Source organism: Streptomyces sp. B21-105, assembly GCF_036898465.1.
Classification (GTDB): Bacteria; Actinomycetota; Actinomycetes; order Streptomycetales; family Streptomycetaceae; genus Streptomyces.
The window spans coordinates 1,793,989-1,818,392 of sequence record NZ_JARUMJ010000001.1 but is presented as its reverse complement, the minus strand read 5'-3'; the positions used below and the strand labels follow the sequence as shown (position 1 = coordinate 1,818,392).

The 24,404-nt window shown below is 68.7% G+C and carries 29 protein-coding genes and 1 riboswitch; of the genes, 9 read left to right on the top strand and 20 right to left on the bottom strand.

What is annotated here, in order from left to right; all coding sequences use genetic code 11:
* Positions 1–3: 3 nt before the first annotated feature.
* Complete coding sequence (locus QA802_RS08135; RefSeq protein ID WP_334519365.1) at positions 4–375, bottom strand: PRC-barrel domain-containing protein; 372 nt, start codon at positions 373–375, stop codon at positions 4–6.
* Between the two features lie 110 nt (positions 376–485).
* A riboswitch (glycine riboswitch) is annotated at positions 486–581 on the top strand.
* A 182-nt stretch (positions 582–763) separates the two neighbouring features.
* Here QA802_RS08135 and gcvP point away from each other — a divergent pair.
* The gene (gene gcvP / locus QA802_RS08130) at positions 764–3,649 is read left to right on the top strand and encodes an aminomethyl-transferring glycine dehydrogenase (RefSeq protein WP_334519362.1); all 2,886 of its coding nucleotides are present in this window, start codon (positions 764–766) and stop codon (positions 3,647–3,649) included.
* Between the two features lie 50 nt (positions 3,650–3,699).
* Here gcvP and QA802_RS08125 read toward each other — a convergent pair whose 3' ends face one another.
* Together QA802_RS08125 and QA802_RS08120 are read right to left on the bottom strand one after the other, a co-directional pair.
* Positions 3,700–4,119 carry a TOBE domain-containing protein gene (locus QA802_RS08125; protein WP_334519360.1) on the bottom strand — a complete coding sequence of 140 codons (420 nt, stop codon included), beginning with the start codon at positions 4,117–4,119 and terminating at the stop codon, positions 3,700–3,702.
* 63 nt (positions 4,120–4,182) lie between these two features.
* Positions 4,183–4,578, bottom strand: coding sequence for a TOBE domain-containing protein (locus QA802_RS08120; protein ID WP_319171432.1), 396 nt, complete (start codon positions 4,576–4,578; stop codon positions 4,183–4,185).
* 412 nt (positions 4,579–4,990) lie between these two features.
* Here QA802_RS08120 and QA802_RS08115 point away from each other — a divergent pair, with 412 nt between their 5' ends.
* From QA802_RS08115 to QA802_RS08100, 4 genes are all read left to right on the top strand, one after another.
* Positions 4,991–6,286 (top strand): extracellular solute-binding protein, encoded by a 1,296-nt coding sequence (locus QA802_RS08115; RefSeq protein ID WP_334519356.1) that lies wholly within the window; start codon positions 4,991–4,993, stop codon positions 6,284–6,286.
* A 6-nt stretch (positions 6,287–6,292) separates the two neighbouring features.
* Positions 6,293–7,291: a carbohydrate ABC transporter permease gene (locus QA802_RS08110; protein WP_319171430.1), complete on the top strand. Its 999-nt coding sequence runs from the start codon at positions 6,293–6,295 to the stop codon at positions 7,289–7,291.
* Between the two features lie 107 nt (positions 7,292–7,398).
* A complete protein-coding gene (locus QA802_RS08105; protein WP_334534395.1) occupies positions 7,399–8,163 on the top strand; it encodes a carbohydrate ABC transporter permease in 765 nt (254 codons plus the stop codon).
* Positions 8,164–8,225: 62 nt separating this feature from the next.
* Positions 8,226–9,191, top strand: a complete 966-nt coding sequence (locus QA802_RS08100; protein ID WP_334519352.1) for an endo-1,4-beta-xylanase — start codon at positions 8,226–8,228, stop codon at positions 9,189–9,191.
* 5 nt (positions 9,192–9,196) lie between these two features.
* Here QA802_RS08100 and QA802_RS08095 read toward each other — a convergent pair whose 3' ends face one another.
* Positions 9,197–9,406 carry a hypothetical protein gene (locus QA802_RS08095; RefSeq protein ID WP_334519349.1) on the bottom strand — a complete coding sequence of 70 codons (210 nt, stop codon included), beginning with the start codon at positions 9,404–9,406 and terminating at the stop codon, positions 9,197–9,199.
* Positions 9,407–9,609: 203 nt separating this feature from the next.
* On the opposite strand from QA802_RS08095, the gene QA802_RS08090 reads away from it, so the two are divergent.
* On the top strand, positions 9,610–9,843 hold the full coding sequence (locus QA802_RS08090) for a helix-turn-helix domain-containing protein (RefSeq protein ID WP_334519346.1): 234 nt from the start codon (positions 9,610–9,612) through the stop codon (positions 9,841–9,843).
* 304 nt (positions 9,844–10,147) lie between these two features.
* Here the strand turns inward: QA802_RS08090 and QA802_RS08085 are convergent, their stop codons facing one another.
* Together QA802_RS08085 and QA802_RS08080 are read right to left on the bottom strand one after the other, a co-directional pair.
* Positions 10,148–10,453 (bottom strand): hypothetical protein, encoded by a 306-nt coding sequence (locus QA802_RS08085; protein WP_319168987.1) that lies wholly within the window; start codon positions 10,451–10,453, stop codon positions 10,148–10,150.
* A gap of 128 nt (positions 10,454–10,581) precedes the next feature.
* A complete protein-coding gene (locus tag QA802_RS08080; RefSeq protein ID WP_319168986.1) occupies positions 10,582–11,760 on the bottom strand; it encodes a helix-turn-helix domain-containing protein in 1,179 nt (392 codons plus the stop codon).
* 119 nt (positions 11,761–11,879) lie between these two features.
* Here QA802_RS08080 and QA802_RS08075 point away from each other — a divergent pair, with 119 nt between their 5' ends.
* Complete coding sequence (locus QA802_RS08075; protein ID WP_334519342.1) at positions 11,880–12,425, top strand: flavoprotein; 546 nt, start codon at positions 11,880–11,882, stop codon at positions 12,423–12,425.
* Positions 12,426–12,509: 84 nt separating this feature from the next.
* A complete protein-coding gene (locus QA802_RS08070; RefSeq protein ID WP_334519339.1) occupies positions 12,510–12,641 on the top strand; it encodes a hypothetical protein in 132 nt (43 codons plus the stop codon).
* A gap of 629 nt (positions 12,642–13,270) precedes the next feature.
* Here the strand turns inward: QA802_RS08070 and QA802_RS08065 are convergent.
* Genes QA802_RS08065 through QA802_RS08055 form a run of 3 tightly spaced genes read right to left on the bottom strand, consistent with a single transcriptional unit; the run spans position 13,271 to position 14,821 of the window.
* Positions 13,271–13,561 (bottom strand): hypothetical protein, encoded by a 291-nt coding sequence (locus QA802_RS08065; RefSeq protein WP_334519336.1) that lies wholly within the window; start codon positions 13,559–13,561, stop codon positions 13,271–13,273.
* A gap of 16 nt (positions 13,562–13,577) precedes the next feature.
* Positions 13,578–13,964 carry a hypothetical protein gene (locus QA802_RS08060; protein WP_319168982.1) on the bottom strand — a complete coding sequence of 129 codons (387 nt, stop codon included), beginning with the start codon at positions 13,962–13,964 and terminating at the stop codon, positions 13,578–13,580.
* On the bottom strand, positions 13,961–14,821 hold the full coding sequence (locus tag QA802_RS08055) for a hypothetical protein (RefSeq protein WP_334519333.1): 861 nt from the start codon (positions 14,819–14,821) through the stop codon (positions 13,961–13,963). Before QA802_RS08055 ends, QA802_RS08060 begins: the two co-directional genes overlap by 4 nt.
* 419 nt (positions 14,822–15,240) lie before the next feature.
* Here QA802_RS08055 and QA802_RS08050 point away from each other — a divergent pair, with 419 nt between their 5' ends.
* A complete protein-coding gene (locus QA802_RS08050; RefSeq protein WP_334519330.1) occupies positions 15,241–15,642 on the top strand; it encodes a WhiB family transcriptional regulator in 402 nt (133 codons plus the stop codon).
* 326 nt (positions 15,643–15,968) lie between these two features.
* Here QA802_RS08050 and QA802_RS08045 read toward each other — a convergent pair whose 3' ends face one another.
* From QA802_RS08045 to QA802_RS07995, 11 genes are read right to left on the bottom strand one after another with little or no spacing between them, the layout of a single operon-like run.
* A complete protein-coding gene (locus QA802_RS08045) occupies positions 15,969–17,021 on the bottom strand; it encodes a glycosyltransferase family protein (protein WP_334519327.1) in 1,053 nt (350 codons plus the stop codon).
* A complete protein-coding gene (locus QA802_RS08040; protein ID WP_334519324.1) occupies positions 17,018–17,266 on the bottom strand; it encodes a hypothetical protein in 249 nt (82 codons plus the stop codon). Before QA802_RS08040 ends, QA802_RS08045 begins: the two co-directional genes overlap by 4 nt.
* Before the next feature lie 30 nt (positions 17,267–17,296).
* A complete protein-coding gene (locus tag QA802_RS08035; RefSeq protein ID WP_334519321.1) occupies positions 17,297–17,806 on the bottom strand; it encodes a hypothetical protein in 510 nt (169 codons plus the stop codon).
* Positions 17,807–17,824: 18 nt separating this feature from the next.
* Positions 17,825–18,160 carry a hypothetical protein gene (locus tag QA802_RS08030; protein WP_334519318.1) on the bottom strand — a complete coding sequence of 112 codons (336 nt, stop codon included), beginning with the start codon at positions 18,158–18,160 and terminating at the stop codon, positions 17,825–17,827.
* Positions 18,161–18,206: 46 nt separating this feature from the next.
* Complete coding sequence (locus QA802_RS08025; protein ID WP_334519315.1) at positions 18,207–19,088, bottom strand: hypothetical protein; 882 nt, start codon at positions 19,086–19,088, stop codon at positions 18,207–18,209.
* Between the two features lie 13 nt (positions 19,089–19,101).
* Positions 19,102–19,713, bottom strand: a complete 612-nt coding sequence (locus QA802_RS08020; protein ID WP_319168971.1) for a hypothetical protein — start codon at positions 19,711–19,713, stop codon at positions 19,102–19,104.
* A 3-nt stretch (positions 19,714–19,716) separates the two neighbouring features.
* On the bottom strand, positions 19,717–20,472 hold the full coding sequence (locus QA802_RS08015; RefSeq protein ID WP_334519309.1) for a hypothetical protein: 756 nt from the start codon (positions 20,470–20,472) through the stop codon (positions 19,717–19,719).
* A 1-nt stretch (position 20,473) separates the two neighbouring features.
* Positions 20,474–23,251 (bottom strand): coiled-coil domain-containing protein, encoded by a 2,778-nt coding sequence (locus QA802_RS08010; protein WP_334519307.1) that lies wholly within the window; start codon positions 23,249–23,251, stop codon positions 20,474–20,476.
* On the bottom strand, positions 23,248–23,457 hold the full coding sequence (locus QA802_RS08005; protein WP_319171863.1) for a hypothetical protein: 210 nt from the start codon (positions 23,455–23,457) through the stop codon (positions 23,248–23,250). Before QA802_RS08005 ends, QA802_RS08010 begins: the two co-directional genes overlap by 4 nt.
* A gap of 17 nt (positions 23,458–23,474) precedes the next feature.
* Positions 23,475–23,954, bottom strand: a complete 480-nt coding sequence (locus QA802_RS08000; RefSeq protein ID WP_334519304.1) for a hypothetical protein — start codon at positions 23,952–23,954, stop codon at positions 23,475–23,477.
* Positions 23,955–23,998: 44 nt separating this feature from the next.
* Positions 23,999–24,388 carry a hypothetical protein gene (locus tag QA802_RS07995; protein WP_319171865.1) on the bottom strand — a complete coding sequence of 130 codons (390 nt, stop codon included), beginning with the start codon at positions 24,386–24,388 and terminating at the stop codon, positions 23,999–24,001.
* Positions 24,389–24,404 lie beyond the last annotated feature (16 nt).

Genomic DNA, 24,404 nt, shown 5'->3' with positions numbered 1-24,404 from the left:
GAGTCAGCTTTCGTCCGTGCCCGCCAGGCGGCCGAAGTCGTGGTCGGGGAGCGGCGGAGGGGTCGCCACGTCCAGGCCGTAGTGGTGGTAGAGCTGGAGTTCCTGCTCCGGGGAGAGGTGGCGGCCCACGCCGAAGTCAGGGGCGTCCTTGATCAGGGCGCGGTCGAACGGGATGTGCAGGATCCCCTCGACCAGCTCGCTGGGCTCCAGGGGGACGAAGGCGTCTCGGGAGAACAGGCCGGTGCGGATGGCGGCCCACTCCGGCACACCGGTCGCGTCGTCGAGATACACCTCGTCGACGGTGCCTATCTTCGCCCCGTTGCGGTCGAACGCCTTGCGGCCGATCAGGTTGCGCGGATCGATGTCGGTCTGCACGGGCCCTCCTCTTGGTCGCAGCTCGTCCCTATGGACTACAAAAGAGCACATTGGGGCGAGCGGCCACTCGAGAAGCCCGTTGACCTCGCTGGTAGTCTGGCAACGGCTGCTGACCCCGTGCGGGAGAGTCCTCCGGAGACCACCGGAGGCGCCGAAGGAGCAAATCCTCCCCGGAATCTCTCAGGCTCACGTACCGCACGGACGAGGTCACTCTGGAAAGCAGGGCGGGTGCCGACGACGTCGACGGTGTCCGCTCTCACCGACGGTGAAAGCCGGTCGTCCGCTGGCGGCCGGTGAAGCTCTCAGGTTGAGATGACAGAGGGGGAGGCCGTCCGGGTACCCGCCGTGGTGACCCTCGAAGGTCGTGTCAGACCAGGAGGCCTCCGTAATGACCGCCCATCGCACTCCGCTCTCCGAGCTCGAGCAGGCAATCCCCTTCGAGCAGCGCCACATCGGGCCCGACCAGGAGGCGCGGGCCAAGATGCTCGCGCACGTCGGCTACGGCTCGCTCGACGAGCTCACCGCCGCCGCGGTCCCCGATGTGATCAAGAACGCCGACGCGCTGGACCTGCCGGGCGCCCGCACCGAGGCCGAGGTGCTGGCCGAGCTGCGCTCCCTGGCCGACCGCAATCAGGTGCTCGACCCGATGATCGGCCTCGGCTACTACGGCACGTTCACGCCGCCCGTCATCCTGCGCAACGTCATGGAGAACCCGGCCTGGTACACCGCCTACACGCCGTACCAGCCGGAGATCTCCCAGGGCCGGCTCGAGGCGCTGCTGAACTTCCAGACGATGGTCGCCGAACTGACGGGTCTGCCGACCTCGGGCGCGTCGCTGCTCGACGAGGGCACGGCGGCCGCTGAGGCGATGACGCTGTCACGGCGTATGGGGAAGAACAAGAAGGGCCTCTTCCTCATCGACGCGGACGCGCTGCCGCAGACCATCGCCGTGATCGAGACGCGTGCCGAGCCGACCGGCGTCGAGGTCGTCGTCGCCGATCTGAGCGGCGGCATTCCGGCGGAGATCGCGGAGCGCGAGATCAACGGCGTGCTCGTCCAGTACCCCGGTGCGTCCGGCGCCGTGCGGGACCTGAAGGCGCTCATCGACCAGGCGCACGGGCTCGGCGCGCTCGTCACCGTCGCCGCGGACCTGCTCGCGCTGACACTGCTGAAGTCGCCCGGTGAGCTGGGCGCGGACATCGCGGTCGGCACCACACAGAGGTTCGGCGTGCCGATGGGCTTCGGCGGGCCGCACGCCGGCTACATGGCGGTGCACGAGAAGTTCGCGCGGAGCCTGCCCGGCCGCCTCGTGGGCGTGTCCGTGGACGCGGACGGGAACAAGGCCTACCGGCTAGCACTGCAGACGCGTGAGCAGCACATCCGGCGCGAGAAGGCGACGAGCAACATCTGTACGGCGCAGGTGCTGCTGGCCGTGATGGCCGGGATGTACGCGGTCTACCACGGCCCCGAAGGGCTGCGCGCGATCGCCCGGCGCACACACCGGTACGCCGCGATCATCGCCGCGGGGCTCGAGGCCGGCGGCGTCGAGGTGGTGCACGGGGCGTACTTCGACACGCTGACCGTGCGGGTGCGCGGGAAGGCCGCCGAGGTCGTCGCCGCCGCGCGGGACCACGGGGTCAACCTGCACCTCGTCGACGCCGACCGGGTGGCGCTCTCCTGTGACGAGACGACCGCGCGTGCCCAGGTCGCCGCGGTCTGGGCGGCCTTCGGGGTGGACGGCGACATCGAGTCGATCGACGCGACCGTCGAGGACGCCCTGCCGACCGGGCTGCTGCGGACCGACGACATCCTGACCCACCCCGTCTTCCAGCGGCACCGGTCCGAGACCGCGATGCTGCGCTACCTGCGCAGGCTGGCCGACCGTGACTACGCGCTGGACCGGGGCATGATCCCGCTGGGCTCGTGCACCATGAAGCTCAACGCCACCACCGAGATGGAGCCGGTCACCTGGCCCGAGTTCGGACAGCTGCACCCCTTCGCCCCCGCCGAGCAGGCCCAGGGCTATCTGACGCTCATCCGGGAGCTCGAGGAGCGGCTCGCGGAGGTCACCGGGTACGACAAGGTGTCCCTGCAGCCGAACGCCGGGTCGCAGGGCGAACTGGCCGGGCTGCTCGCGGTCCGCGGGTACCACCGGGGCAACGGCGACGAGCAGCGCACCGTGTGCCTCATCCCGTCGTCCGCGCACGGCACGAACGCGGCGAGCGCCGTGATGGCCGGCATGAAGGTCGTCGTCGTGAAGACCGCCGAGGACGGCGAGATCGATGTCGAGGACCTGCGCGCGAAGATCGAGCAGTACCGGGACGAGCTGTCGGTGCTGATGATCACCTACCCGTCGACGCACGGCGTGTTCGAGGAGCACGTCGCCGACATCTGCGCCCAGGTGCACGAGGCCGGCGGCCAGGTGTACGTCGACGGCGCCAACCTGAACGCGCTCGTCGGGCTCGCCAAGCCGGGGCACTTCGGCGGCGACGTCTCCCACCTGAACCTGCACAAGACGTTCTGCATCCCGCACGGCGGCGGCGGCCCGGGCGTCGGGCCGGTGGCAGTCCGGTCGCACCTCGCGCCGTACCTGCCCAACCACCCGCTGCAGCCCGCCGCGGGGCCGGAGACCGGCGTGGGGCCGGTCTCGGCGGCGCCGTGGGGCTCCGCGGGCATCCTGCCGATCTCGTGGGCGTACGTGCGGCTCATGGGCGGTGAGGGCCTCAAGCGAGCCACGCAGGTGGCGGTACTGAGCGCCAACTACGTCGCCAAGCGGCTGGAGCCGCACTACCCGGTGCTCTACAACGGGCCCGGCGGGCTGGTGGCGCACGAGTGCATCATCGACCTGCGCCCGTTGACCAAGGCGACCGGTGTGACGGTGGACGACGTCGCCAAGCGGCTCATCGACTACGGCTTCCACGCGCCGACGATGTCGTTCCCGGTGGCCGGGACGCTGATGATCGAGCCGACCGAGTCCGAGGACCTGATCGAGCTCGACCGGTTCTGCGACGCGATGATCGCGATCCGCGCGGAGATCGAGAAGGTCGGCGCGGGCGCCTGGCCGGCCGACGACAACCCGCTCGCCGGGGCCCCGCACACCGCGTCCGCGCTCGGCGGCGAGTGGGCCCACGCGTACTCGCGTGAGGAGGCGGTCTTCCCCGCCGGGGTGTCCGCCGCCGACAAGTACTGGCCGCCGGTGCGCCGTATCGACCAGGCCTTCGGCGACCGCAACCTCGTCTGCTCGTGCCCGCCGCTGGACGCGTACGAGGACTGAGCCGCAGCGCGTGTGGGCCCCGTCCGTCACGGACGGGGCCCCTCGTCGTTCTACGCCGTCGCCAGGGACACCTCGGTCGACTTGATCAGCGCGATGACGTCGGATCCCACGAACAGACCGAGGTCGGCGGCGGCCTCCTTGGTGATCGCCGCGGTGAGTTCGCCGCCGTCCACGGTGATCTTCACCGCGGCCATGACCGAGCCGAGCGCGAGGCCGGTGATCGTGCCGGGCAACCGGTTGCGGATCGAGAGCCCGGCGACCTGGCCGGTGGCGAGGGAGACCTCCGTCGACTTCACCAGGGCGTGGACGGCGGCACCGGGCCTGAGGGCGAGTTGCTCCGAGGCCTCCAGGGTGATGGCCGCCGTGAGGTGCTGCCCGCCGTCGAGGCGGATCTTCACCAGGGCCATGACCTCGCCGGGGTGGACGGCGGTGACGGTGCCGGGAAGCTGGTTGCGGATGCTCAAGGTCATGAGCGTCAACGGTACGGCCCCGAGGGCCTTATGGCGGGGATGCCCGCTTTGCGTCGCCCTTGGTCACACTCGGTCGATGTGTACGTTTGTCGACTTCACGCGGGCCGTTGCCTCCATGCCGACCTCGAGTCCGAGTTCCTCGACGGCCTCCCTCGTCAGCAAGGAGACCAGGCGGTGCGGGCCGGCCTGGATCTCCACCTGGGCGGCCACGTCGCCGAGCTTGATCGCGGTGACGATGCCGGGGAAGGCGTTGCGGGCCGAGGTGTAGGGGGCGGTGTCGTCCGCGCCGGCCGATCCGGCGAGTTCTACGGAGAAGGCGGCGAGGGCCTTGCCGTCCACGAGACGTCGGCCGGTCTCGTCGCGATGAGTCTCCACCCGGCCTGCGTCCGCCCAGCGGCGCGCGGTGTCGGGGCTGACGCCGAGCAGTCGTGCCGCCTGGCCGATCGTGTAGCTCTGCATGCGGTCACGATAGGGCCGGGGGCGGTGCGGGGGGCGCGGGGGTGGCCCGGCGGGTCAATCGCGTCAGGACGTGCCGGGTGTCGGCGGTGACGGCGTGCCGGCGGTGACGACCCGGTCTGCGTCGGCTTGCGTGATGCCCTCTGCCCTCCTCCGCCCTCAGGCGCGTTGCCCCGCGCGTCGAGGCGGTGGTTCTCGGCCATCGTGTCGCGCCGATCTCTACTTCGTAACGTTCGCCAGGTGATCCGAATGTTTCGGACCCGGAGAAGGCTTTGTCGTGGGGTCCTTGATGAACGGGCCGCTGGATTCTCTGCGTTCAAGGGGTTGCCTCCCGTCGGAGGGTGTCTCTAGGGTGCGGCAGCAGCGAACCTTTCTGGATCTGGTTCGAAACTTTCGATCTCACAAGGAGCGCATGATGGGCGACCCGGCACTCTCCCGCCGAGGCTTCCTGGCGGCCTCCGCCGCGGCCGGTCTGGGCATGACGGCACTGAGCGCCTGCGGCGGCGACTCGGACGGGGGGTCGTCGTCGGGGACGACCACCATCGAGTGGTGGAACATCTCCACCACCCAGCCGACCAAGGACGTATGGGCCGCACTGGCCAAGCAGTTCGAGGCGCAGAACCCCAAGGTGAAGGTCAAGATCGTCCAGTTGGAGAACGACGCCTACAAGTCGAAGATGACGGCGCTGACCGCTTCCGGGAAGCTTCCCGACATCTTTCACACCTGGGGCGGCGGGGTCCTGAAGCAGCAGGTCGACGCGGGGCTGGTGGAGAACCTCACGGAACGCACGAAGGACTGGGGGGAGAGCCTGCTGTCGGTCGCCCGGCAGCCGTACCTGCTCGACGACAAGGCCTACGGCATACCGTTCGACATCGGCATGATCGGGTTCTGGTACAACAAGGCCCTCTTCAAGCAGGCCGGCGTCACCGCGCCGCCCACCACCTGGAGCGGCTTCCTCGACGCGGTGCGCAAGCTGAAGGCCGCCGGGATCATCCCGCTCGCGCTGGCCGGCAAGGAGAAGTGGCCCGGCATGTACTACTGGGCCTACCTCGCGATGCGCACCGCGGGCGTCGACGCCCTGCAGAAGGCCGGGGACGACAAGGACTTCACCGGTGACGGATTCGTCCAGGCCGGACAGCACCTCCAGGACCTCGTCGATCTGCAACCGTTCCAGAAGGGTTTCCTCGGCGCCGCCTACTCCAGCCCGACCGGCCAGGCCGCGGCCGTCGGCAACGGCAAGGCGGCGATGGAACTCATGGGCCAGTGGGCGCCGGTCGTGGAGGCCGACGCGGGCAAGGGGCTCGGCGCGAACCTCGGCTTCTTCCCGTTCCCGGCGGTCGAGGGCGGCAAAGGCGTGATCACCGAGGTGTTCGGCGGTGGCGGCGGGCACGCGCTGCGCAAGGACGCCCCGCAGGCGGCCGTCGACTTCCTGAAGTTCTTCGCCTCCGCCGCCACCGACACCGAACTCGTCAAGAAGACCGGGGTGCTGCCGGTCGTCCCGGCCGCCGAGAGCGCCCTGACCGACCCGAACATCAAGGCCGTGCAGGCGCAGTTGAAGGGCGCCACCGGCTTCCAGCTCTACCTCGACCAGGCGTACGCGCCCGCCCTCGGCCAGGAGGTCAACGACAGCGTCGCCGCTCTGATCGCCGGTTCGAAATCGCCCCAGCAGGTCAGCGAGTCGATCACCAAGGTCGCGAAGGAAGAGCAGTAGCCGGCGATGACCTCCACCTTCCTCCCGGACAAGCGCAGCGGTCCGGACGTCGAGCCCGCGCCGCCGGCCGTCGTCGCGGGCCGTGCGCGGGCCCGCCGACGGGCCCTGCACTGGCTCACCGCCGTCGGCTTCCAGGTGCCCGCGCTGGTGCTGTTCGGCACGCTCGTGCTGCTGCCGATGCTGTTCGCGGTGTACGCCGCGTTCTTCCGATGGGGCGGCTTCGGCATGCCCGAGAACTTCGTCGGCGGCGACAACTTCACCCGGCTCTTCAAGGACCCGGTGTTCCTCGGCGACCTGTGGCGTTGCCTGCTCCTGGTCGGCCTCTCGCTGCTGCTGCAACTGCCGTTCGCGCTGGCCCTCGCCGTCGCCCTGAACCAGAAGATTCGCGGCCGGGCCGTCTACCGGATGCTGTTCTTCGCGCCGTACATCCTCTCCGAGGCGATCACCGGCGTGCTGTTCAGCATGATCTTCGCCCCGGACGACGGCCTGGCCGACCACGTGCTGGGCGCCGTCGGACTGGACGGGGTGGGCGGGCAGTGGTTCTCCGATCCCTCCACCGTCATGGCCACCCTCTTCCTGGTCATGACATGGAAGTACTTCGGCTTCCACATGATGCTCTACCTCGCCGGACTCCAGTCCATCCCGGCCGAGTTGACGGAGGCCGCGCTGATCGACGGAGCGGGGCCCTGGCAGCGCTTCCGCAACGTGACGCTACCCCTGCTCGCGCCGACCCTGCGGATCAGCGTCTTCCTGTCGGTCATCGGCGCGGTCCAGCTCTTCGACCTGGTGTGGGTCGTCACCGCGGGCGGCCCCGACCACCACTCCGAGACGATGGCCGTGACCATGTTCCAGTACGGCTTCAAGCGCTACCAGGTCGGCTACGCCAGCGCGATCAGCGTCGTCATGTTCGGCATCTGCCTCGTCTTCGCCCTCGCCTATCAGCGGTTCGTGCTCCGCCGAGACCTCCAGGGCGCCACCACGACCATGCGAGGAGGCGGCTCGTGAGCATCGCCAAGACCGACCCCGGCACCAAGCCCGGGACGGGGCGGGGCGCGCGCCGGACCGGCAGGACCCTGCCGCTGCACCTGGTCCTCGGGATCGTCGGCGCGGTGATGGCCGTACCCCTCGTGTACGCCGTGCTGTCCGGCTTCAAGTCCACCGACCAGCTCTCGCGCAACCCCATCGGCCTGCCCGACCCGTGGGTCCCCTCCAACTACACCGACATCCTCGGCTCCGGCTCGTTCTGGCAGCTGGTCGGCAGCAGCACCGTCATCGCGGTCGGGACGACCGTGGTCGTCGTCGCGGTGTCCGCGCTCGCGGCGTTCTCCTTCGCCCGCTTCGCCTTCCGGGGGAGGGAGCTGCTGTTCACCCTGTTCACCATGGGGCTGATGTTCCCCTTCGCGGTGGCGGCGCTGCCCCTGTTCCTGTTGCTGCGCTCCATCGGCCTGCTGGACAACCCCCTCGGCGTGATCCTGCCGCAGGCCGCGTTCGGACTGCCGATGACGATCGTCATCCTGCGCGGGTTCTTCCGCGAGATCCCCGCCGAACTGGAGGAGGCAGCCACCCTCGACGGCTGCGGGCCGCTCGGCTTCTTCTGGCGGATCCTGCTGCCCATGGCCAGGCCCGCTCTCGGCACGGTCTCCGTCCTCGCCGTGGTCGGCAGCTGGAACAACTTCCTGCTGCCGCTGCTCGTCTTCAACGAACCCGGCTGGTGGACCATCCCGATCGGGGTCCAGCAGTTCCAGGGGCAGTACTCCGCCGAGTACGCGCGCGTCTTCGCCTATCTGGTCCTCGCCATGGTCCCTGCCCTGGCCTTCTACTCCGTCGCCGAGCGCCAGCTCGTCGGCGGCCTCTCCGCCGGCGCCACGAAGGGATGACCCGCGCCCGCGTCCGCGGACCCGTACGGCTCGCCCACCCGCTCACCGTGAGGAGTCGCACCATGCTCAGCACCGCCCGCACCCGGCTCAGACTCGCCGGCGCCCTCGCCACCGTCCTGGTCGCCGCCGGCGTGGTCACCGGACCGGCCGCACAGGCCCACGAGCAACCCGCGCACGGAAAGCCGCGGGCCACCCTCGCCGACCTCGCCCAGCGCCACGGACGCTACTTCGGCAGCGCCACGGACAACCCCGAACTCACCGACACCGCCTACACGAAGATCCTGGGCCACGAGTTCGACATGATCACCCCGGGCAACGGCATGAAGTGGTACGCCACCGAGCCCCAGCAGGGAGTCTTCGACTGGACGGCCGGCGACCAGATCGTCGACCTCGCGCGCGCCCACCACCAGAAGGTCCGCGCCCACACCCTGGTCTGGCACAGCCAGCTGCCCGACTGGCTGACGAGCAAGCAGTGGACGGCCGACGAGCTGCGGGCCGTGCTGAAGAAGCACATCCAGACCGAGGTCCGCCACTACCGGGGCAAGGTGTACGCCTGGGACGTCGTCAACGAGGCGTTCAACGAGGACGGCACCTACCGCGAGACCGTCTTCTACAAGACCCTCGGCCCCGGCTACATCGCCGACGCCCTGCGCTGGGCGCACCAGGCCGACCCGAAGGCGAAGCTCTACCTCAACGACTACAACATCGAGGCCGTCGGCCCGAAGAGCGACGCCTACTACGCCCTCGCCAAGGAACTGAGGGCCCAGCGCGTCCCGCTCGACGGCATCGGCCTCCAGGCCCACCTCGCCCTCCAGTACGGCTATCCGACGACCCTCGAGGACAACCTCCGCCGCTTCTCACGGCTCGGCCTGGACACCGCGCTCACCGAGGTCGACGTCCGGATGCTGCTGCCCGCGACCGAGGAGAAACTGGCCCAACAGGCCGACTGGTACCGGGACATGACCGAGGCGTGCCTCGCGGTGCGGCGGTGCGTCGGCATCACCGTCTGGGATCACAATGTTGGTTAGGGGACTCATTCGGGGGTGAGTTCGTCGAGAAGATCCAGCATGTCGCCGAGGCGTCCCCTCATGCGTTCGACGAGGAGGATGAGGTGGGCGCGCGGCAGCTTGGCGAGGTCTTCGGCGCGGGCGGATTCGAAGTCGCGGCGGGCGAAGGTGACGCGGTCGCGCTGGAGGTTCGTGAGGGCGAGCCCCGGTGCGGTGTGGGGCTGCTCGTCAGTCATGGGGTGTCGCCTGTCGCTGTGGGGTGCGTGGGGGGTGCAGGTAATCGTTGGCCTGTGGTTTCTTATTAGGCAAGACGTCAAGGATCACATCATCCGAACGAGTGTTTTAGTGACTCGGGACTTGCGATCGACGAGTGTCGTTGATCTCAAAATGTACGGTCGGCGATACAGACACCCGACCATGATCCCGGAAGCGTGGGCGCGTGCCGTCCGCTCCGCCGCCCACCTGGATCCTTGCCCGCCGCCGAGCCTTAGGAGACCGCATCCGCGAAGTGCGGAGCACGCGGAAACTCTCGCAGGAGAGACTCGCCGAGCTGGCGGGCATGGACCGGCAGGCCATCAACCGGATCGAACAGGGACACCAGGCTGCACTGGTGGACAACCTGTTCCGGATCGCGTGGGCCCTTGATGTGCCGCTCGCTGATCTCGTGGAGTAGGTCGGGCCTGCCGCCGGCACGGGGGTGAACCGGGCGGCAGGCCCTCGGCCGTGTCCACCTCAGACGACGGCCGGCCCGGCGGGGGGCGGTGTGGTCACACCCCATGCCGGGGGTCAGCGGGATATCGGCGGCTGGTGGTAGTCGTGGCGGCCGATCCAAATGTTGCAGTCCGACGCCTGCGAGTAGTCGCCGACGGCAGCGGCCTGCGCCCGCCTCCGGGCAAGGTCCGCGCACGAGGGGCATCCGGGTGTCGGCTTCGGCGGGACGGCTGGCACCTGCAGCCGGTAGGAGGTCGCTGTCGTGCTCATCGGGCACCCATCCGGATCACGCGGTTCAGGGCGCGTGCGGTGTCGCACGGCTCCGTCTGGCAGACGGTGCAGGCGTCCGTGCCGGTGGTGTGGTCGAAGAGGACTCCGACAGCGGCGGTGCTGGCGCAGCGGCGGGAGGCGCGGGCGAACACGGTGCGGCCTGCTTGGTGGCGTTGGCCGAGGTCGACGGCGGTGTCGTTGCTCAGGGATTCGTTGTCGTACACGCATACGTGTCCGTCCATCTGCGGTACGGACAGCTGGTCGGGGATGGGGAGGAGGGCGAGGGCGTCTGGCGTCGACATGCCGTGGGTTACGGCTGTTGGTTCGGGTGCCATCGCTCTTGCCTCCAGGTCGCGGTGATCTGTCTCACAACGACCGTAGAAGTCGGCGAAGGGGTTAGCGCACACAGATTTGTGTGCGCTGTGTGTGGCTACAGGCCGACCCAGGTAGCCATCTGGGACAGCGTGTCCGGTGTCCGGCGCGCGATGTGCACCAGCCCGCTGATCGTTTCCCGTGCGCCTGGGTGATAGCGGGTCTGCTCGGGTGCCGCGCGCCGTGCCTCCACGAGATGTGTGAGGGCGGCGTCCGTGCGTCCCGTCTCCATTTCGGCTCGGGCCCGGTCGATGAGGAAGTGCGCGCGCCGGGACGTCGCCAGTCCGGCGGGGAGCTTCACCGTGCGGGCTTGGTCGAGGGCGTCATCGTAGCGGCGCATTTCCACTGCGGCCGACATGCGGTGCATCGCAACATTCGCCGGGCCGAACGAAAGCCAGTGGACGTTGCTCGCGTCACCGATCTCTGCGGCGATCCCTTCCGCCGCGGCGAGGTGATCGTCGAGGGCGGTCTGCTGCCGGGCCCTCGCCGCGAGGACGGACCCGCCGAGGTGGATCTGCCCCCGAACCGCCGCCGCCTCCCGGCCGGCCGGTGCCTGATCCACGGCAGCCAGGCCGGCGGTGATGAGGCGTCGGCCGATGCGGTACTCGCCCTCACGGAAGTAGACGAGTGCGCGCATGTACTGGCGGACGGCGCTCAGGCACGGGTCGGAGGCGCGTTCGGCGGCCCACGCCATCCGGTCCAGGGCGACGGCGGACAGGTCGTAGTAGCCGAGTTTGACGGCGATGTCGTGGGCGGTGCGGTAGGTCGAGGCGAGGGCCTGCCACAGTTGCGTGCTGGGTGTCTGCCCGGCGGCGGCGGTGAGTTCGGTGATTGTGTCCGGTAGTGCGATCGCCGCGTTGCGGAGGCGGGTGGCGCGGACCTGCTGGCAGAGGTCGTTGGCTGCGGCGACGAGCACGGGCGTGGGGCGGGTGGTCGGGTCGGGGTCGAGGTCGTAGAGGTCGAGGGCCTCGCGGATCGGGCGGACAAGGGCCGCGAGGCGATCCTGTTGGAGCTCGGTCACGTAGGGCTGTCCTGTGAGCGCGGTGACGTCGATGCGTAGGGCGTGGGCTACGGATGCGGTGAAGTCGATGCTTGCTGCGCGGGCGCCGCGTTCGACTGCGTTGATGAGGCTCTGGGAGTAGGGGATCCGCTGGGACAGTTCTTTCTGTGTGAGTCTGGCGAGTTTGCGCTGCTCGCGGATGCGGGTGCCGGTGTGGTCTTCGTCGGGTGAGGGCATACTGGTCTCCGTTCCTGACTCGTCATCTGGAACGGTAGCGCCATGCAATTGCATGCGTCAGGCGTCCGCCCCCGACTCCTTCCGGAGCGGGGGCGGTTGCATGTGGTCGGATAGGCGGCATGGGTTCTCCTGTGCTGTATCTCTTTGGGTCTGCGGCGCCGCCCGTCCACGATGTGGCAGCAGTTGTTGAGGACGCGCAGCGGCGGGGCTTCACCGTGTGTCTTGGGTTGACGCCGACCGCGTATCGGTGGCTCGGCGACCGGCTCCCGGACTTGCAGGAGGTGACCGGGTATCCGGTGCGTTCGGAGTACAAGCTGCCGGGGCAGCGGGATGTGTGGCCGAAGGCTGACGTGATCGCGTTCGCGCCGGCCACGTTCAACTCGATCAATGCGTGGGCGCTCGGTCTCACCCACAACTTCGTGGTCGGGGTCGTTGCGGAGGCCGTGGGGAAGGGCATTCCGATGGTGGCCATGCCGTGCGTGAACGCGGCCTACGTGCAGCACTCGCAGTTCGAGCGGAGTGTCGCCGTGTTGCGGGGTATGGGTGTGGAGGTGTTGTACGGGGAGGGCGGGTTCGTGCCGAACCCGCCGGGTCGGGGGCGGCCTCGGGAGTATCCGTGGCCTGTCGTGTTGGATGCGGTGGAGCGCAGGTTCACGGGACGGTGATGAGTTTCGGGGGCCCACGGTTCGTAGACTGTGGGCATGTCTCCCTCCACTCCTGGCCTTGGGCCGTCGCGGTCTGCTGCGATCGTGAACGAGGAGATTCGCGCGCTGTGGCGGGAGGCGGGTGGGGTGTTGAGTCCGGAGCAGCGGGGCCTGTATGGGCTGCTGCTGGAGGAGTGGGAGCAGGCGGTACGGGCCGGGGTCGTCGAAGCGGCATAGGTCACGCGTACTGGCGTCGTTGTGGATCCAACGCCAACGCCTGCGACCCGCCACCACCGCCGTCATCGTCCGGCGGGGCCTCATCCTTGCGGCACACCAACGCGTCCGGATCCCACGCAGGCACCTGCAAGCCGTACCCGTCCGGGCACGCCGGCCCCGCCGGTCCCTGCTCGCCCGCCGGCCCCTGTTCCCCCGGCTCGCCTTTCGGGCCGGCCGGACCGGGCTCGCCCTGCGGGCCCTGCACCCCCGCTGCTCCCGCCGGCCCGGTCGCCCCCACCGGGCCCGGGACTCCCGTAGCACCCGCAACACCCGGGGTTCCAGACGGCCCCGGCGGACCCGACGGGCCGGCCGCGCCCGGCACCCCAGGATCCCCCGGCGGACCCGTCACCGACTCGCCCGGCTCGCCCCGGCTCCCCGACGGTCCGGCCACCGGTGTCGCACCCAGACGTTCCACCTGCCGGGCCAAAGCGTCCCGTGCCCGGTTCGACGTTTCCAGTTCGTGGTTCAACGCCTGCACCGACAGCAGGATCCACGCCAACGCCAGTCCGAGAGCCAGTGCGGCCACCACCACCAGCACGTCGCCGCGTCGTCCTCGGCGTTCTTCGGCTCGTATCTGGATCCGGCCCACTTCACGCCCCCCGCGTCAGCAGGATGATGACGGGGAGGAGGATCCCGACGAGTGGCACGATGACCGCGCCGATCAGCCACCGTCGGGTGGCGACCAGCTTCTCGTTGTCCTTCTCCCGCAGTGTTTCCAGTGTTCCGACTCGGGCGGACAGGGCTTCGTGCCGGAGGTCGTAGATCCGCTGGTCGACTTTCTCGTCCATGCGGCGGCCGAGTTGCTGGATGTCGTCGCGGACGACGGCAAAGCGTTCGTCGAAACGGCGCACGACTTCACCCAGCGTCGGCTCATCCGGCACGAACTATCTCCCTCTTTCAGACGGTGGCGGCGTGCGAGCCGGGCGTCACCGGGCTCGACTGCTCGACTGGCAGCACCGGCACCGGGGCCTCCACCTCGCGATGCTCCACGACCGCCAGGACGGCGGCGACGAAGCTCATCCATCCGGCCTGCTGCTCTGCCGACAGGTCGAGGCCGAAGCCCACGAACAGCGCCAGGCCGGCCGACGCCAGCTGCAGGATCGCCGCGCCGGCCGCGCCAGTCTTGAGGACGATCGCGGAGGCGACGGCGACGATGCAGGAGAGGACGGTGTTGATGAGGGTCTGCTGGTTCTCGCTGACGTCGAGGCCGTAGGCCGCTGCGAGTTTCAGAGCGATGGCGATGACGGCCAGGATGTAGACCGGTTCGCGTCCGAATACCTTCATTCCTTGATCTCCTTGATGGCCTTGACGGTGTCGTCGAAGTGGGAGTCGTTCCACTCGAGGTAGTAGCGGGCGGGGATTGTGCGGGGCTTGCCGTCGGGCCCGGGGCGGAACCTGTTGCTGATGCCGTGGTCCCAGACCGCTTTGGCGATCCGCTGTACGTCGGCGTCGCTGAGTGCCATGTCGTCCTCCTCGGGGGTCTGGCCCTTGGCGATGGCGATGACACGGGCGAAGTCCATTGCGCCCGGGTCGCCGTGGTCGTTCTCAGGAACGTGCTGATGCCCGCACCAGCCGGTGAAGGCCCGCCACCGGTCGAAGGTCATGCGGGCCGGGCTCGCCCCGTATGACGCCGGGGTGACGCCGGGCCGTCGGGGGTCGGTGCCGTAGGCGAGCCAGTCGCGGACGCAGGTGAGGGGCACTGCGTGGTTGACGTTCAGCCAGCGCACGAGCCACGCCACTTCGGCGAGCGCCCAGTCGGGAGCTGCGGGCCAGTAGATGTAGCCGACGCCGGCTTGTTTGCCGTCCCAGGTGGTGGTGTGCGTGGCGTCGCAGGTGCCGACCAGTTCGATCTGGAAGGCGTTCGCCGTGTTCGTTTCGACGCCGCCGAGTTTGTTGGCGAGGGCGCGCGCGGACTCGTCGACGTCGTAGTGCTGGTACCAGAGGATCTTCTTTGCTGCGATGTCGGGTACGCCGGTCACGGTGGGGGCGATGGATCCGCCGTTGTAGTCGGGGAGGGTGCGGCCTTCGGTGGTGTGGACGACGCCGCAGTTCACTTCCATGTCGGAGCCGGAGTACTGGCCGGTGCCGTAGAAGTGGGCGAGTGAGGCGCCGGGGATTTTCTGTGGTCCGGTTTTGGTCATCTCAGACTCCTGGGGCGGGGTCCATCTGGGTGGTGCTGGCCCTGTGGTGGGGGTTGTTCATTCGGGAGTGTCACATGGTGTTTGGTGGTCGGATTCCGGGCGCACCCCAACCGGATGCATAATGTTATTCATCCGCTCGGTCAACTGAATGCGAGCATGTGATGCAGGGAACCGCACGCCGCCCCGGACGCCCCCGCGACCCGCACGTAGCCGCCCGCGACGAAACCATCTACCAACTCATCACGCAAGGCGTTGGCTCACGCAGTGAACTCGCCAAGGCGACCGGCCTCGACCGGCCCACCGTCGCCCTCTCCTGCCAGCGGCTTCACAAAGCCGGGCGGATCCGCCACTGTCCCCGCAACGGCGGCATCGTATGGGCCGTCGCCGACGGCACCCCGTGCCCCTGAAGGGCGGCCGCCGTGGACATCGAACGCAAAACTCTGGACGCGATCAGCGCCGAGGGCACCGACTGGCAGGACGATGCGCCCTGCGCCACAGCCGACTTCGACTTCATCCCCGACACCGAGACTGATGACGGTCTCGCCGCAGCGCAGACGTGGTGCCGCACCTGCGACGTGCGTACCGCCTGCCTGGCGTGGGCCATGCTGCACGGCGCGGAGGGCTACTGGGGTGGGACGACCACTTACCAGCGCAACCAGTTGCGGCGGGTACGCACCCGGGCGAAGTGCCCGCTCTGCCTCGGCACCGCGCTCGTCTACGCCGACCCGCACGAACTCTGCCTCGGGTGCGGAGTCTCGTGGATTCGTGACGTACGCGAGGAACCGATCACCGCTACACCGCTACCCGCGACCGCGGCGTAGCGCTCCCTCAGAAGGACCGCCAGTGCCCACGCAAAGGCCCGTCACTCATATCGCAGTCAGCCGTATCCGAGATGTCAGGAGGCAACGGGGCATCACTGCCGCTGTCCTCGCCGAAGAGATGACCAACGCCGGATACCGTGTCGATCGCACGTGGATCGTGAAGGCAGAGAACGGCGGTCGACAGGAGATTTCGGTTGACTGGCTCATGGCCGCCGCCGAAGTCCTCAACGTGCCACCCTCGTCGCTTCTCGGCAAGCCGTCCTGCTCGGCTTGCTACGACGCACCTCCGCTCGGCTTCGCGTGCAACGAATGCGGCGCCGGAGCACCTACGCCGGGACCGCTGTCCGAGGCGTAGCCTGCTGCAACTCGAACGCGTGACTCCAAGCGTCCATCCACTTCCACGCGTTCTGAGACAGCCTGAGCCGTTCAGCCACCGCGCGCCCGGCCTCCGACATCTCCTGCCGCAGAGCAGGTGACTCTCGCAGCCTCTTCAACTCTCGGTACCAAGTCCGCGGCCGGTCCGCCAAGATGCCCGCACCCATGGCGTGGATTCGCTGATACTCGGCCCTTGGTGACGCCACCCACGGCACACCGCAGGCAGACATCTCGATCACCTTCAAGGCCGACTTCGCGGCGTTGAACCGCGTGTCCGCCAACGGAGCGATCCCCACTCCGATGCTCGCCACAGCAGTCGGCCACTCTTCGATCGGCACCCCGCCACCGACCGGATCAGCCGCCAGCCCGAACGCCCGCCCCGCCCCCGACGCATCGCCGCGCATCACGAACGTCGCGCCCTCCTCGACCAGCCGCGCGATCGCCCCGCCGACCACTTCGGGGTCGTTGGGGTGGGAGTGGTACGAGCCCGGCCAGCCGATCACGTCACTGTCGACCCGGGGCAGCCCGTAGTAGTGGTCAGGCAGGTAGTTCGGCAGCACCACACCCCGGCCGTGCCGCGCGTACACGTCCAACAGCGCCGGCGTGGATACCGTCACCAAGGTGGCGTCCCGGCACGCCAAGGCGAGGTTGTGCCACGAGTGCACGCCGTGGCCCGGCCGGTGGACCTGCCATGCGGGGTTCGACGGGTGGATGCTCGACAGGTCGTCGTCGACGTCGACGACCACCGCGACGCCCTTGGCGCGGAGCACGCTCACCGTCTGCGCCATGTACGCGTGGGTGACCCGCTGCATGACGATGACGTCCATCGGCTCATCGAGGAGGACGTCCCGCACGGTGTCGCCCTCCATGACCAGCCGGAGACGCCGCCGCTCAGGCGTAACAACCTCCACGTCGTGCCCGGCTGCAGCGACCGCGTTGCCGGGCCAGATCGCGCGGAACGAACCGCACCCGAAGCGGTCGGAGGGGTAGACGACGACCTTCACTCGCCGGACGGCTTCCGGGTGCGTCGCGTCGGCGTCCGCTCCTCCTGGCCGGTCTTCTCCACCGCGTCGAGGCGCGCGCCGAATTCCTCCAGCGTGGCGCGCAGGGCGGCGACCTCCCGCTCCAACTCGGCCGTGCGGTCGGTGCCGTCGCCGTCTGCCGCCGCGTCGGGGCTGCCGACTCCGAGGAGCGCGCCGGCCTCCTCCCGGGCGATCGCGCGGATCCGTCCGTCCAGTGGGCTGCTCATACCAGGGTGGTCCCTTCGAGATGGCGGGGGTCAGAGGGGGAAGACCGCGATACGGCGGTCGGCGTAGGTTCCGGTGCCTCCACCCACCCTGTATTTGCAGGTGAATGTGTTTGATCCGGCAGTCAGACCGCTCTGCAGGAAGACCGCGCCGAATCGGCCGCCGTTGGTTCCACTGACACCGATCGACTGCGCGTCCTGAGCTGAGACGCTGCTTGCGCCCGAGACTGTGTAGGACATCAGGGACGCGGTCGAGCCGCTGTTCAGGCTGGAGTTGTACAGGTACACCCATGCGAGTGGGCCCGTTGTGGTGGTGAATGACGGTCCGACTGTGGCCAGGTCGGTGTAGCTGGTGGAGGTTGTGGTCTGCGAGGTGGTGATCAGGTCGGACTGTCCGAGGCGTTCGGCAATGGAGTTGACGCCCGTTCCGACGAAGTGCGATCCGGCCTGGGTGGCTTTGGCGGGCGCGGTCTCGTTCAGGTTGTCGCGGACGAACTGATTGAACTGCGCGGCGGTAAAGACCGAATTACTTACCGCAGTCATTGGCGCTGTCCACGTCACCTACAGCACCCCCTCGTGCTCGCGGGTCTCGTCCTGCAGTTCGGCTGGGCTCTGTCCGTGCGGCAACCCCAGCCGGAGCGCTTCGACGTGTTCCGCCGGGTACCAGTTGCGTGTGCCGGGCACCGGTCGCGCCGCTAGGGCCTGCCAGATCCCGTCAGCGTCCGTGGGCCAGTCGACCTCGGCGACCATGCGGCAGCCGCCGTCGCCGCCGCAGTGGAACGATGTCTGCCCCGGGGTCAGGCGCATGGCGTTGGCGCAGTACGGGCGCGGGCAGTCGGCGATCCACCGCCCGTGGTTGACCCGGGCGCGGGCGCGAGTGGTGATCAGGTGGGCCATGCCGCGGAGGATAACCCCCCTCCACAGGGTGATCGTTCCGGGGCGGTCAGGTGCCGAACTTCCCCACGTCGAACTGGCCCTGCGTCGCATGATCGAAGATGAACACGGTGGTCGGGTTGTCGGCGGCGGTCGGATCGAACACGCCGTCGTCGAAGCCGGAGCCGACCACGTCGAAGCGGAACGGGTTGTCCGCGACGACGATCCCGGACTGTTCGCAGCCGAACGTTGCGTAGTGCACCGGCCCTGGGCAGTCGCCCTGTTCCGTCATCCTGGCGAGAGTGTGCTGCACGTTTTCGATGAAGAAGTCGCCGTTCAGGCCGAGTTCGGCGTTGCGGACGGTGATCAGGTCGGAGATCTGCCGCGTCACCGCCTCGAGGTGTGCCGTCAGATCCGACGACACGATCCGCACGGCGATCGTCGGGCGGCGTTCGGAGTATTGGGCGAGCAGGAGTTGGGACACGGCGAACGCGTCGTGGCGTCCGGCCCAGGGGACGCTGTCGGGGTAGGTGCGGTCGCCGTGCCGGGCGATGGAGGTGGAGTCGGTGGCCGCGACCAGCACGGTTTTCACGACGGGCAGGGAGCGTGCCCGCAGCCTGAGGTAGGTGATGTTGACGGAGCCGCCGACCGCGGTGATGGTGGCGGTCGTGGACTGGCCGGAGGTGCGGGACAGGCTGATCGTGGGGACGCCCGCGCCGGTGGAGATGATGTCGCCAAGAGCAGAGCTGATGGGCTGCCCGTCGAGGAACGGGTCTGACGTTTCGATGCGGACCTCAATGGATTCACCGATGGACAGGCTGATGGTGTCTTCGCTCTCCCACACGGTGCTGATAGCCGGGTCAGGGGAGCGTTCCCCGACGGGAAGTTGCACGTCGTTGACGATGTCGCGCCAGCCGATTTCGTACTCGAACGGGTCGATGAAGTCGACCACCCTGGCCTCCTTCTTATGAGAGTGCGAACCACCAGGCGCGGAACGAGGCGGACGCTGCGGCGAGCGTCACCGATGACGGCAGTGCGGTGAGGCCGGAGCCTGAGGTGAGGTAGCGGCCGATCGTCAGGCCGACATTCAGGGTGGAGGAGGAGCTGGCGTGGCCGGTCTGGAAGACGGGCGGCGTGGTGCCGACGGAGAGGAGCGCCCCGTAGTAGGAGCCCGCTGCGAGCGTGTACGGGCCGCCGGACAGCGCCATCGTTTTCGCTCCGGTGCCGCCGGCCCACGATGATGTCTGGTCTGCGGTGGTGGCGATACGTGTCCCGCTCGAGTTGTACAGGCCGGCAAAGTTTTGGCCGGAGGTCAGTCCGCTGCCGACGGTGGTGACTGAGGCGATGATGTTGGTGACGGATGCTGCCGCCCCAAGTTTGATCTTTCCGAGTTGCAGTACGCCAGTTGCCGGGGCACTCGTGCTCTGTGCGATGGCCGGGTCGAACGTCCATGCTTTCAGGTTGTGGTCGCTGGGCTGCCAGCCCATCGAACTGATCTGGTCCTGCAAGTCCTGTAGTGCGGCGTTGAGGGGGACGTTCCAGTCGGTGGTGCCTGCGGGGATGGATGTGAACGTCATGGGTCAGCCTCCGTATTCGCATTCGCCGTAGCCGCCTTCGCCGTAGCCTCCGTCATCGCAGCAGGCCGAGGTGGTGGGTTCGCTGCGGAACGTGGCCTGCGACGTCAACGACTCGGAGCGCAGGAGCCGGTGATGGCGGTCGCGGTAGGTGAACGTGCCGTCGGGTGCGATGTAGGCGATGGACGGCGGGCCCTCGGAGCGCAGCAGTTGCGTGAGGAGGTCGAAGGCGTCGGTTCCGTTGGCCCACCACCACGGGACGTGGGTGGCGCCCACGTCGAGGTCTCGGGCTTCCGTCCAGCCGACAGCGTCGAGGATGATCCCGATCAGGGTGCCGGTGCGTTGTGCCGCGTACACCTCGGTGGTGATTTTTTTGCCGCGGAGCAGGGACAGGCCGTCGAAGCCGGTGATTTGTGCCGACCGGTCGCCGCGCCGTGTGTTCACCTGGAATGTGTCGATTCGGCCGGTCATCAGCGGGTAGAGCGTGCCGTTGATGGTTTCCTCGACCAGGATGCGTGCGGCGGGGGAGACGTCGGTGGCGATGGGACTGGCCGGGTTTTCCGGCGAGTACAGGCGGTCGGCGTTGCACAGGGTGAAACCGATGGCCCCCACCCGGGGCGGTGAGAGAGCCCGGCTGGCGTCACGCCCGTACTGGAAGGTGACCGCACCGCGTTGCAGCACGTCGTCGGTGACGTTCTCGCCTGTGCCGGTGTAGTCGCCGTCGTTGTCCCAGTCGATTCCGATCAGGTAGCCGTCCGTCATGTCAGCCTCTCACTGCGGACGGAAGGCGTCCGGTGCGGTGCAGGTTGTCGATGGCCCGGGTCAGCCAGTCCTCCACTTCGAACGGGGAGCCGAGGACGCCCGTGTTCGTGAAGTGGATCTGGTAGGTGTGGGTGATGTTCACGGCCGGCGCGGGCCGGCTGGCGCCTACGCCGAGTGACGCCATCGAGGGGGCGGCGGGGCGTGCGGTGGTCAGGGTGCCGGCGCGGATGTCGTCGAACATGGCGGCCCCGTACTGCTGTACCCGCCTTGCGGGGATGACGTATTCGCCGTTGGACACCCGGGCCAGGATCGAGTCCGAGGTGCCCGTCCCGCGGCCTCGCACCGGACCGCCCGCAGGGAACCCGACGGGGCCGCCGGTCGCGAACTCGAAGACGCGGCCGGCACCGGACGTCGATACCGCGGCGCGGGCTTGGGAGGTGCCGGTGACGTACATGTGGGCGTTGATGTACACGGTCCGGTCGCGGAGCTGCCCGAGGGCCAGCTTGGCTCGGTTCACGGCGTACTGCAGGTCGGAGATGTCCGCCCGGACTTGCGCTCTGCGGGAGTCCGGGACCGACTTGAGTTGCTGCTTTGCCGTGGCGAGTTTCGCTTGGAGGTCTTCGAGGTTGCCTCTGAGGCGGGCCGTCTTGTCCGGCGTTTTCAGGATCTGGTCGGCGAGTTTCTTGGCCTCTTCGCGGGTGAGGCCCATCTGAGTAGCCGCCGCGATCAGTTTGTCCCGGCCTCGGGTGTAGATCCCGTTGACGGTCGACCAGGAGCTTCCGTTCTCGCGGGCGGCACTCGCGGCGGCGTCGGTTTTCGCGGCGAGGTCGTTGAGGGCGGTTGCTGCGGCCTGTGCTTTCGGCGAGTTCAGGTTGAGTTGCCCGTTGACCATTTTGAGGCTGCCCGCGTTTTCGGCTGCCGCTTTCCCGGCGGCGTCGATTGCCGCTTCAAAGCCGACCATCCCGCCGAGCGCGGACCGGTTCACGTCGTTCAGTGCCTGTACCGCCTGGCGGAGCCCGTCCGCACTCAGCTTCTGCGCTTCGAGTTTCGCCGACGTCTGCTGCGCCTGCGCCCCGAAGATCCCCATCGACTGCGCGGCAAGCTTCTGCTCGTCTGCCGCATCCGCCACCGCCGACGTGTACTGCGGGAACAGGGCTGTGATCTGCGCCGTGGACAGTCCCGTCTTACGCAGCGCGGTATCGAACTGCTGGAACTCCTGCGCCGCGACTTTCGCATCACCTGACTTGACGAGCTGCGCGAACGCCTCATCGAACGTCGCCAGATCGTCCTTCGACGCACCCAGGGACTCCGTGCCCCGCACCAGATCATCGATCTTGGACAGGGCGGTGTCAGCGAACGAGCCGATCCCCGAGAACGCGAGGAGCGGCTTCGCTTTCTCCAGGGTGGCAGACTCCGCCCGCAGCTTGCCGACTTTCGAAACGAAGGCGTCCATGTCGGAGAACGTTGCCTTCAGCTCGCCCGAGAACTCGCCGTTCACCGACAGCGCTTTCAGGCTGCTGGCCAGCTTGTCGACGTCCGGCGGCGCACCGCGCGCCTTCTTCGCCAGCTCGTCGATACCGACCGCGACCACGGCCAGCACACCCAAACTTCCCGCGACTTTTTGCAGCGTCGACATCTGCTGCGCAACCCCGGACACGGCGGCAGCGACGCCACCGAACCGAGCCGAACGCACGAACGCCGCAAGGTTCGCCGTCGCCTGCGCACCAGTGACCGCACCGAGCGCGGCCGCCGCGATCCGTGCGGCCTTCAACGCCAGCGACAGCTGCAGCAGCGTCGTGATCACGCCCGGTGGGACAGCCGCTACCAGCCCGGCGAACGCGTTCACCAGCGTCAGCAGACCGGGCCCGGCGTTCGCTGCCGCCCGCGCCACGTTCGACAGGGCCTGCATCACGTTCGCGAGGGTGTCCTTGACGAGGGGCCCGTTGGCGTGGACGTAGTCCATGAACTCGCTGACGCCGCCGCTGATCTTCCCGGTGTCGACGGTGCGGAGGAAATGCACGATCGCATCATTGGCGCGGGCGAGCGCGCCCGTCGCGAACTGTGCGAACCGGGCGTTCAAGGCGTCGAAACCCGGCGACGCGAACGTCCCCGCGGCGATCGTCACGAACCGGTCCAGTTGCGTCGACGCGCCCTGCACGAGCGGCGTCATCTTCGGGAACACCGCCGACAACGCTTGCAGGGTTTTCGTCGCCACCGGCATCGTGTCGTCGGCGAGACTGTCCGACCACGCCTGATACTGGGTTTTCAGCGACGACAGGGCAGCAGCGGCCGTGCGGGTCGCGGGCGGCATTTTCTCGATCTGCCGCACATACGCCGTCTGCGCCTGCGCGGCCTCCTTCGACGTCGCCCCGTGCTCGTCGACCGCGTCCTGATATTTTTTCTCCGCGTCCGCCGCGTCGGTGATCGCGGTGACCTGCCCGGCGGCCGCCAATCCGAACGCGCCGATCGCCGCCGTCGCCGCACCCACACCCGCCGCGATCGGCGCGGCCTGCACGGCGATCGGGATGAGCGCCGGAGACAGCAGCAGCGCAGCCGACCTCAGGCCGCCGATGGCGGCCTTGAAGCGGTCGCTGCCGCTGGTGACCGTCGTCAGACTGTTGTTGATCAGCCGGGTCTCGGACACGAACCGGCCGCGGAGGTCTCGCAGTTGCCCGTTCGCATCACGCGTCAACCCGCGCAGTGCGAGCGCGGCCGGCGTGGTGTCGGCGGTCACGCGGATCGTGGCGTCGCCGATGACACCACTACCGGGGGTCGTCATGTGAGGTTTACTCCCATCGCGGTGAGGAACGACTGGCTGGCGTCTTCAGCGCCTTCCCACCACCACGGGGTCTTCGGGTCGCGGGGCTGCGGCGTCTCATCGCGAGTGCTGGGGGTAGTCCAGGCGCGCACGTCGAGTTGCCCGTCGAACCGCTTACGGGCGGTGCCGGGCTGCTCGTTGTGGCCGTCGCTGATCCGCTGCACCATTTCCGCGTAGACCCAGTTCAGGAAGCGGTCGGCGGGGAGGCCGGCGGGGTCGATGCCTGCGGCTGCTGCTCGTCCGTCGAGCTCGTGCCAGATGCCGGGCTGGAGGGCCCATCCGACGAGGGCTGCGACGGCTGGGTAGGGCGCAGGCCGTAGGCCTCCAGCAGGTAGAGGACGACGTCGGACATCTGGTCGTCGTCGATCGGGTTGGTTTTGTCCCTCAGCCGGGCTGTGAACCGGTCGTAGGAGTCGGGGAGGAGTGCGAGTTGCAGGGCCGTCTTCAGCAGGTCGTGTTGTTCCTGGTAGTTCTCGATGCTGCCGGTCTTGTTGTAGAGGGTGACGAACTCGGCGTACACGTCGCCCGGGAGGGCGGTGGCGGGCACGAACGTGTCGTCGTCGATGGTGAAGGCGAGCGACGTGCGTTTGCGGCTGAAGTCCCGTGCCGGGGGTGTGCCGGGCGGGGCGGTGGTGCCGTTCGCGTGGGTGAGGAGTTCGGTCATGGCGGTGACGGTAGGCCGCCCCCACGGAAGATCATTCCGGGCGATTACAGCGCCGCCCGCAACGCCTCCGTCAGGAAATCATTCTTCCGCGTGCCGGGATGGTGAACGACGGTGGCGTACACGACCCGGCCGGCCACGGTGAACCGCAGTGCTTTCGCCCGCACCGGGCGGATGGTGTGGGGGCGGGTGCCCGAGACGACGTAGATGGTTGCCGGGTGCGTGGAGCGGATCACGCCGCGGAAGTCGCCGCCTGCACCGCGCTGGATCTGCGAGCGGATCCCGGCCCCCATGCTGCCGGGTGCGCGGCGGCGGGCTTCGGCTTCGACGCGGAGGAGGCGGCGTTCCATGTTGCGGTAGACCATGCCGCCGGGCAGGCGCAGCATGCGCTGTACGCGGGTGCGGTCGAGGTTGAAGCTGGTGGAGACGGTGAACACGGGCCCCCCTCTTTCT

Coding starts and splice junctions, on each gene's coding strand:
- gcvP (WP_334519362.1), top strand. CDS start 764: ATGACCGCCCATCGCACTCCGCTCTCCGAGCTCGAGCAGGCAATCCCC.
- QA802_RS08125 (WP_334519360.1), bottom strand. CDS start 4,119: ATGACCTTGAGCATCCGCAACCAGCTTCCCGGCACCGTCACCGCCGTC.
- QA802_RS08120 (WP_319171432.1), bottom strand. CDS start 4,578: ATGCAGAGCTACACGATCGGCCAGGCGGCACGACTGCTCGGCGTCAGC.
- QA802_RS08115 (WP_334519356.1), top strand. CDS start 4,991: ATGGGCGACCCGGCACTCTCCCGCCGAGGCTTCCTGGCGGCCTCCGCC.
- QA802_RS08110 (WP_319171430.1), top strand. CDS start 6,293: ATGACCTCCACCTTCCTCCCGGACAAGCGCAGCGGTCCGGACGTCGAG.
- QA802_RS08105 (WP_334534395.1), top strand. CDS start 7,399: ATGGCCGTACCCCTCGTGTACGCCGTGCTGTCCGGCTTCAAGTCCACC.
- QA802_RS08100 (WP_334519352.1), top strand. CDS start 8,226: ATGCTCAGCACCGCCCGCACCCGGCTCAGACTCGCCGGCGCCCTCGCC.
- QA802_RS08095 (WP_334519349.1), bottom strand. CDS start 9,406: ATGACTGACGAGCAGCCCCACACCGCACCGGGGCTCGCCCTCACGAAC.
- QA802_RS08085 (WP_319168987.1), bottom strand. CDS start 10,453: ATGTCGACGCCAGACGCCCTCGCCCTCCTCCCCATCCCCGACCAGCTG.
- QA802_RS08080 (WP_319168986.1), bottom strand. CDS start 11,760: ATGCCCTCACCCGACGAAGACCACACCGGCACCCGCATCCGCGAGCAG.
- QA802_RS08075 (WP_334519342.1), top strand. CDS start 11,880: ATGGGTTCTCCTGTGCTGTATCTCTTTGGGTCTGCGGCGCCGCCCGTC.
- QA802_RS08060 (WP_319168982.1), bottom strand. CDS start 13,964: ATGAAGGTATTCGGACGCGAACCGGTCTACATCCTGGCCGTCATCGCC.
- QA802_RS08055 (WP_334519333.1), bottom strand. CDS start 14,821: ATGACCAAAACCGGACCACAGAAAATCCCCGGCGCCTCACTCGCCCAC.
- QA802_RS08040 (WP_334519324.1), bottom strand. CDS start 17,266: ATGAGCAGCCCACTGGACGGACGGATCCGCGCGATCGCCCGGGAGGAG.
- QA802_RS08035 (WP_334519321.1), bottom strand. CDS start 17,806: ATGACTGCGGTAAGTAATTCGGTCTTTACCGCCGCGCAGTTCAATCAG.
- QA802_RS08030 (WP_334519318.1), bottom strand. CDS start 18,160: ATGGCCCACCTGATCACCACTCGCGCCCGCGCCCGGGTCAACCACGGG.
- QA802_RS08020 (WP_319168971.1), bottom strand. CDS start 19,713: ATGACGTTCACATCCATCCCCGCAGGCACCACCGACTGGAACGTCCCC.
- QA802_RS08015 (WP_334519309.1), bottom strand. CDS start 20,472: ATGACGGACGGCTACCTGATCGGAATCGACTGGGACAACGACGGCGAC.
- QA802_RS08010 (WP_334519307.1), bottom strand. CDS start 23,251: ATGACGACCCCCGGTAGTGGTGTCATCGGCGACGCCACGATCCGCGTG.
- QA802_RS08005 (WP_319171863.1), bottom strand. CDS start 23,457: ATGGTGCAGCGGATCAGCGACGGCCACAACGAGCAGCCCGGCACCGCC.
- QA802_RS08000 (WP_334519304.1), bottom strand. CDS start 23,954: ATGACCGAACTCCTCACCCACGCGAACGGCACCACCGCCCCGCCCGGC.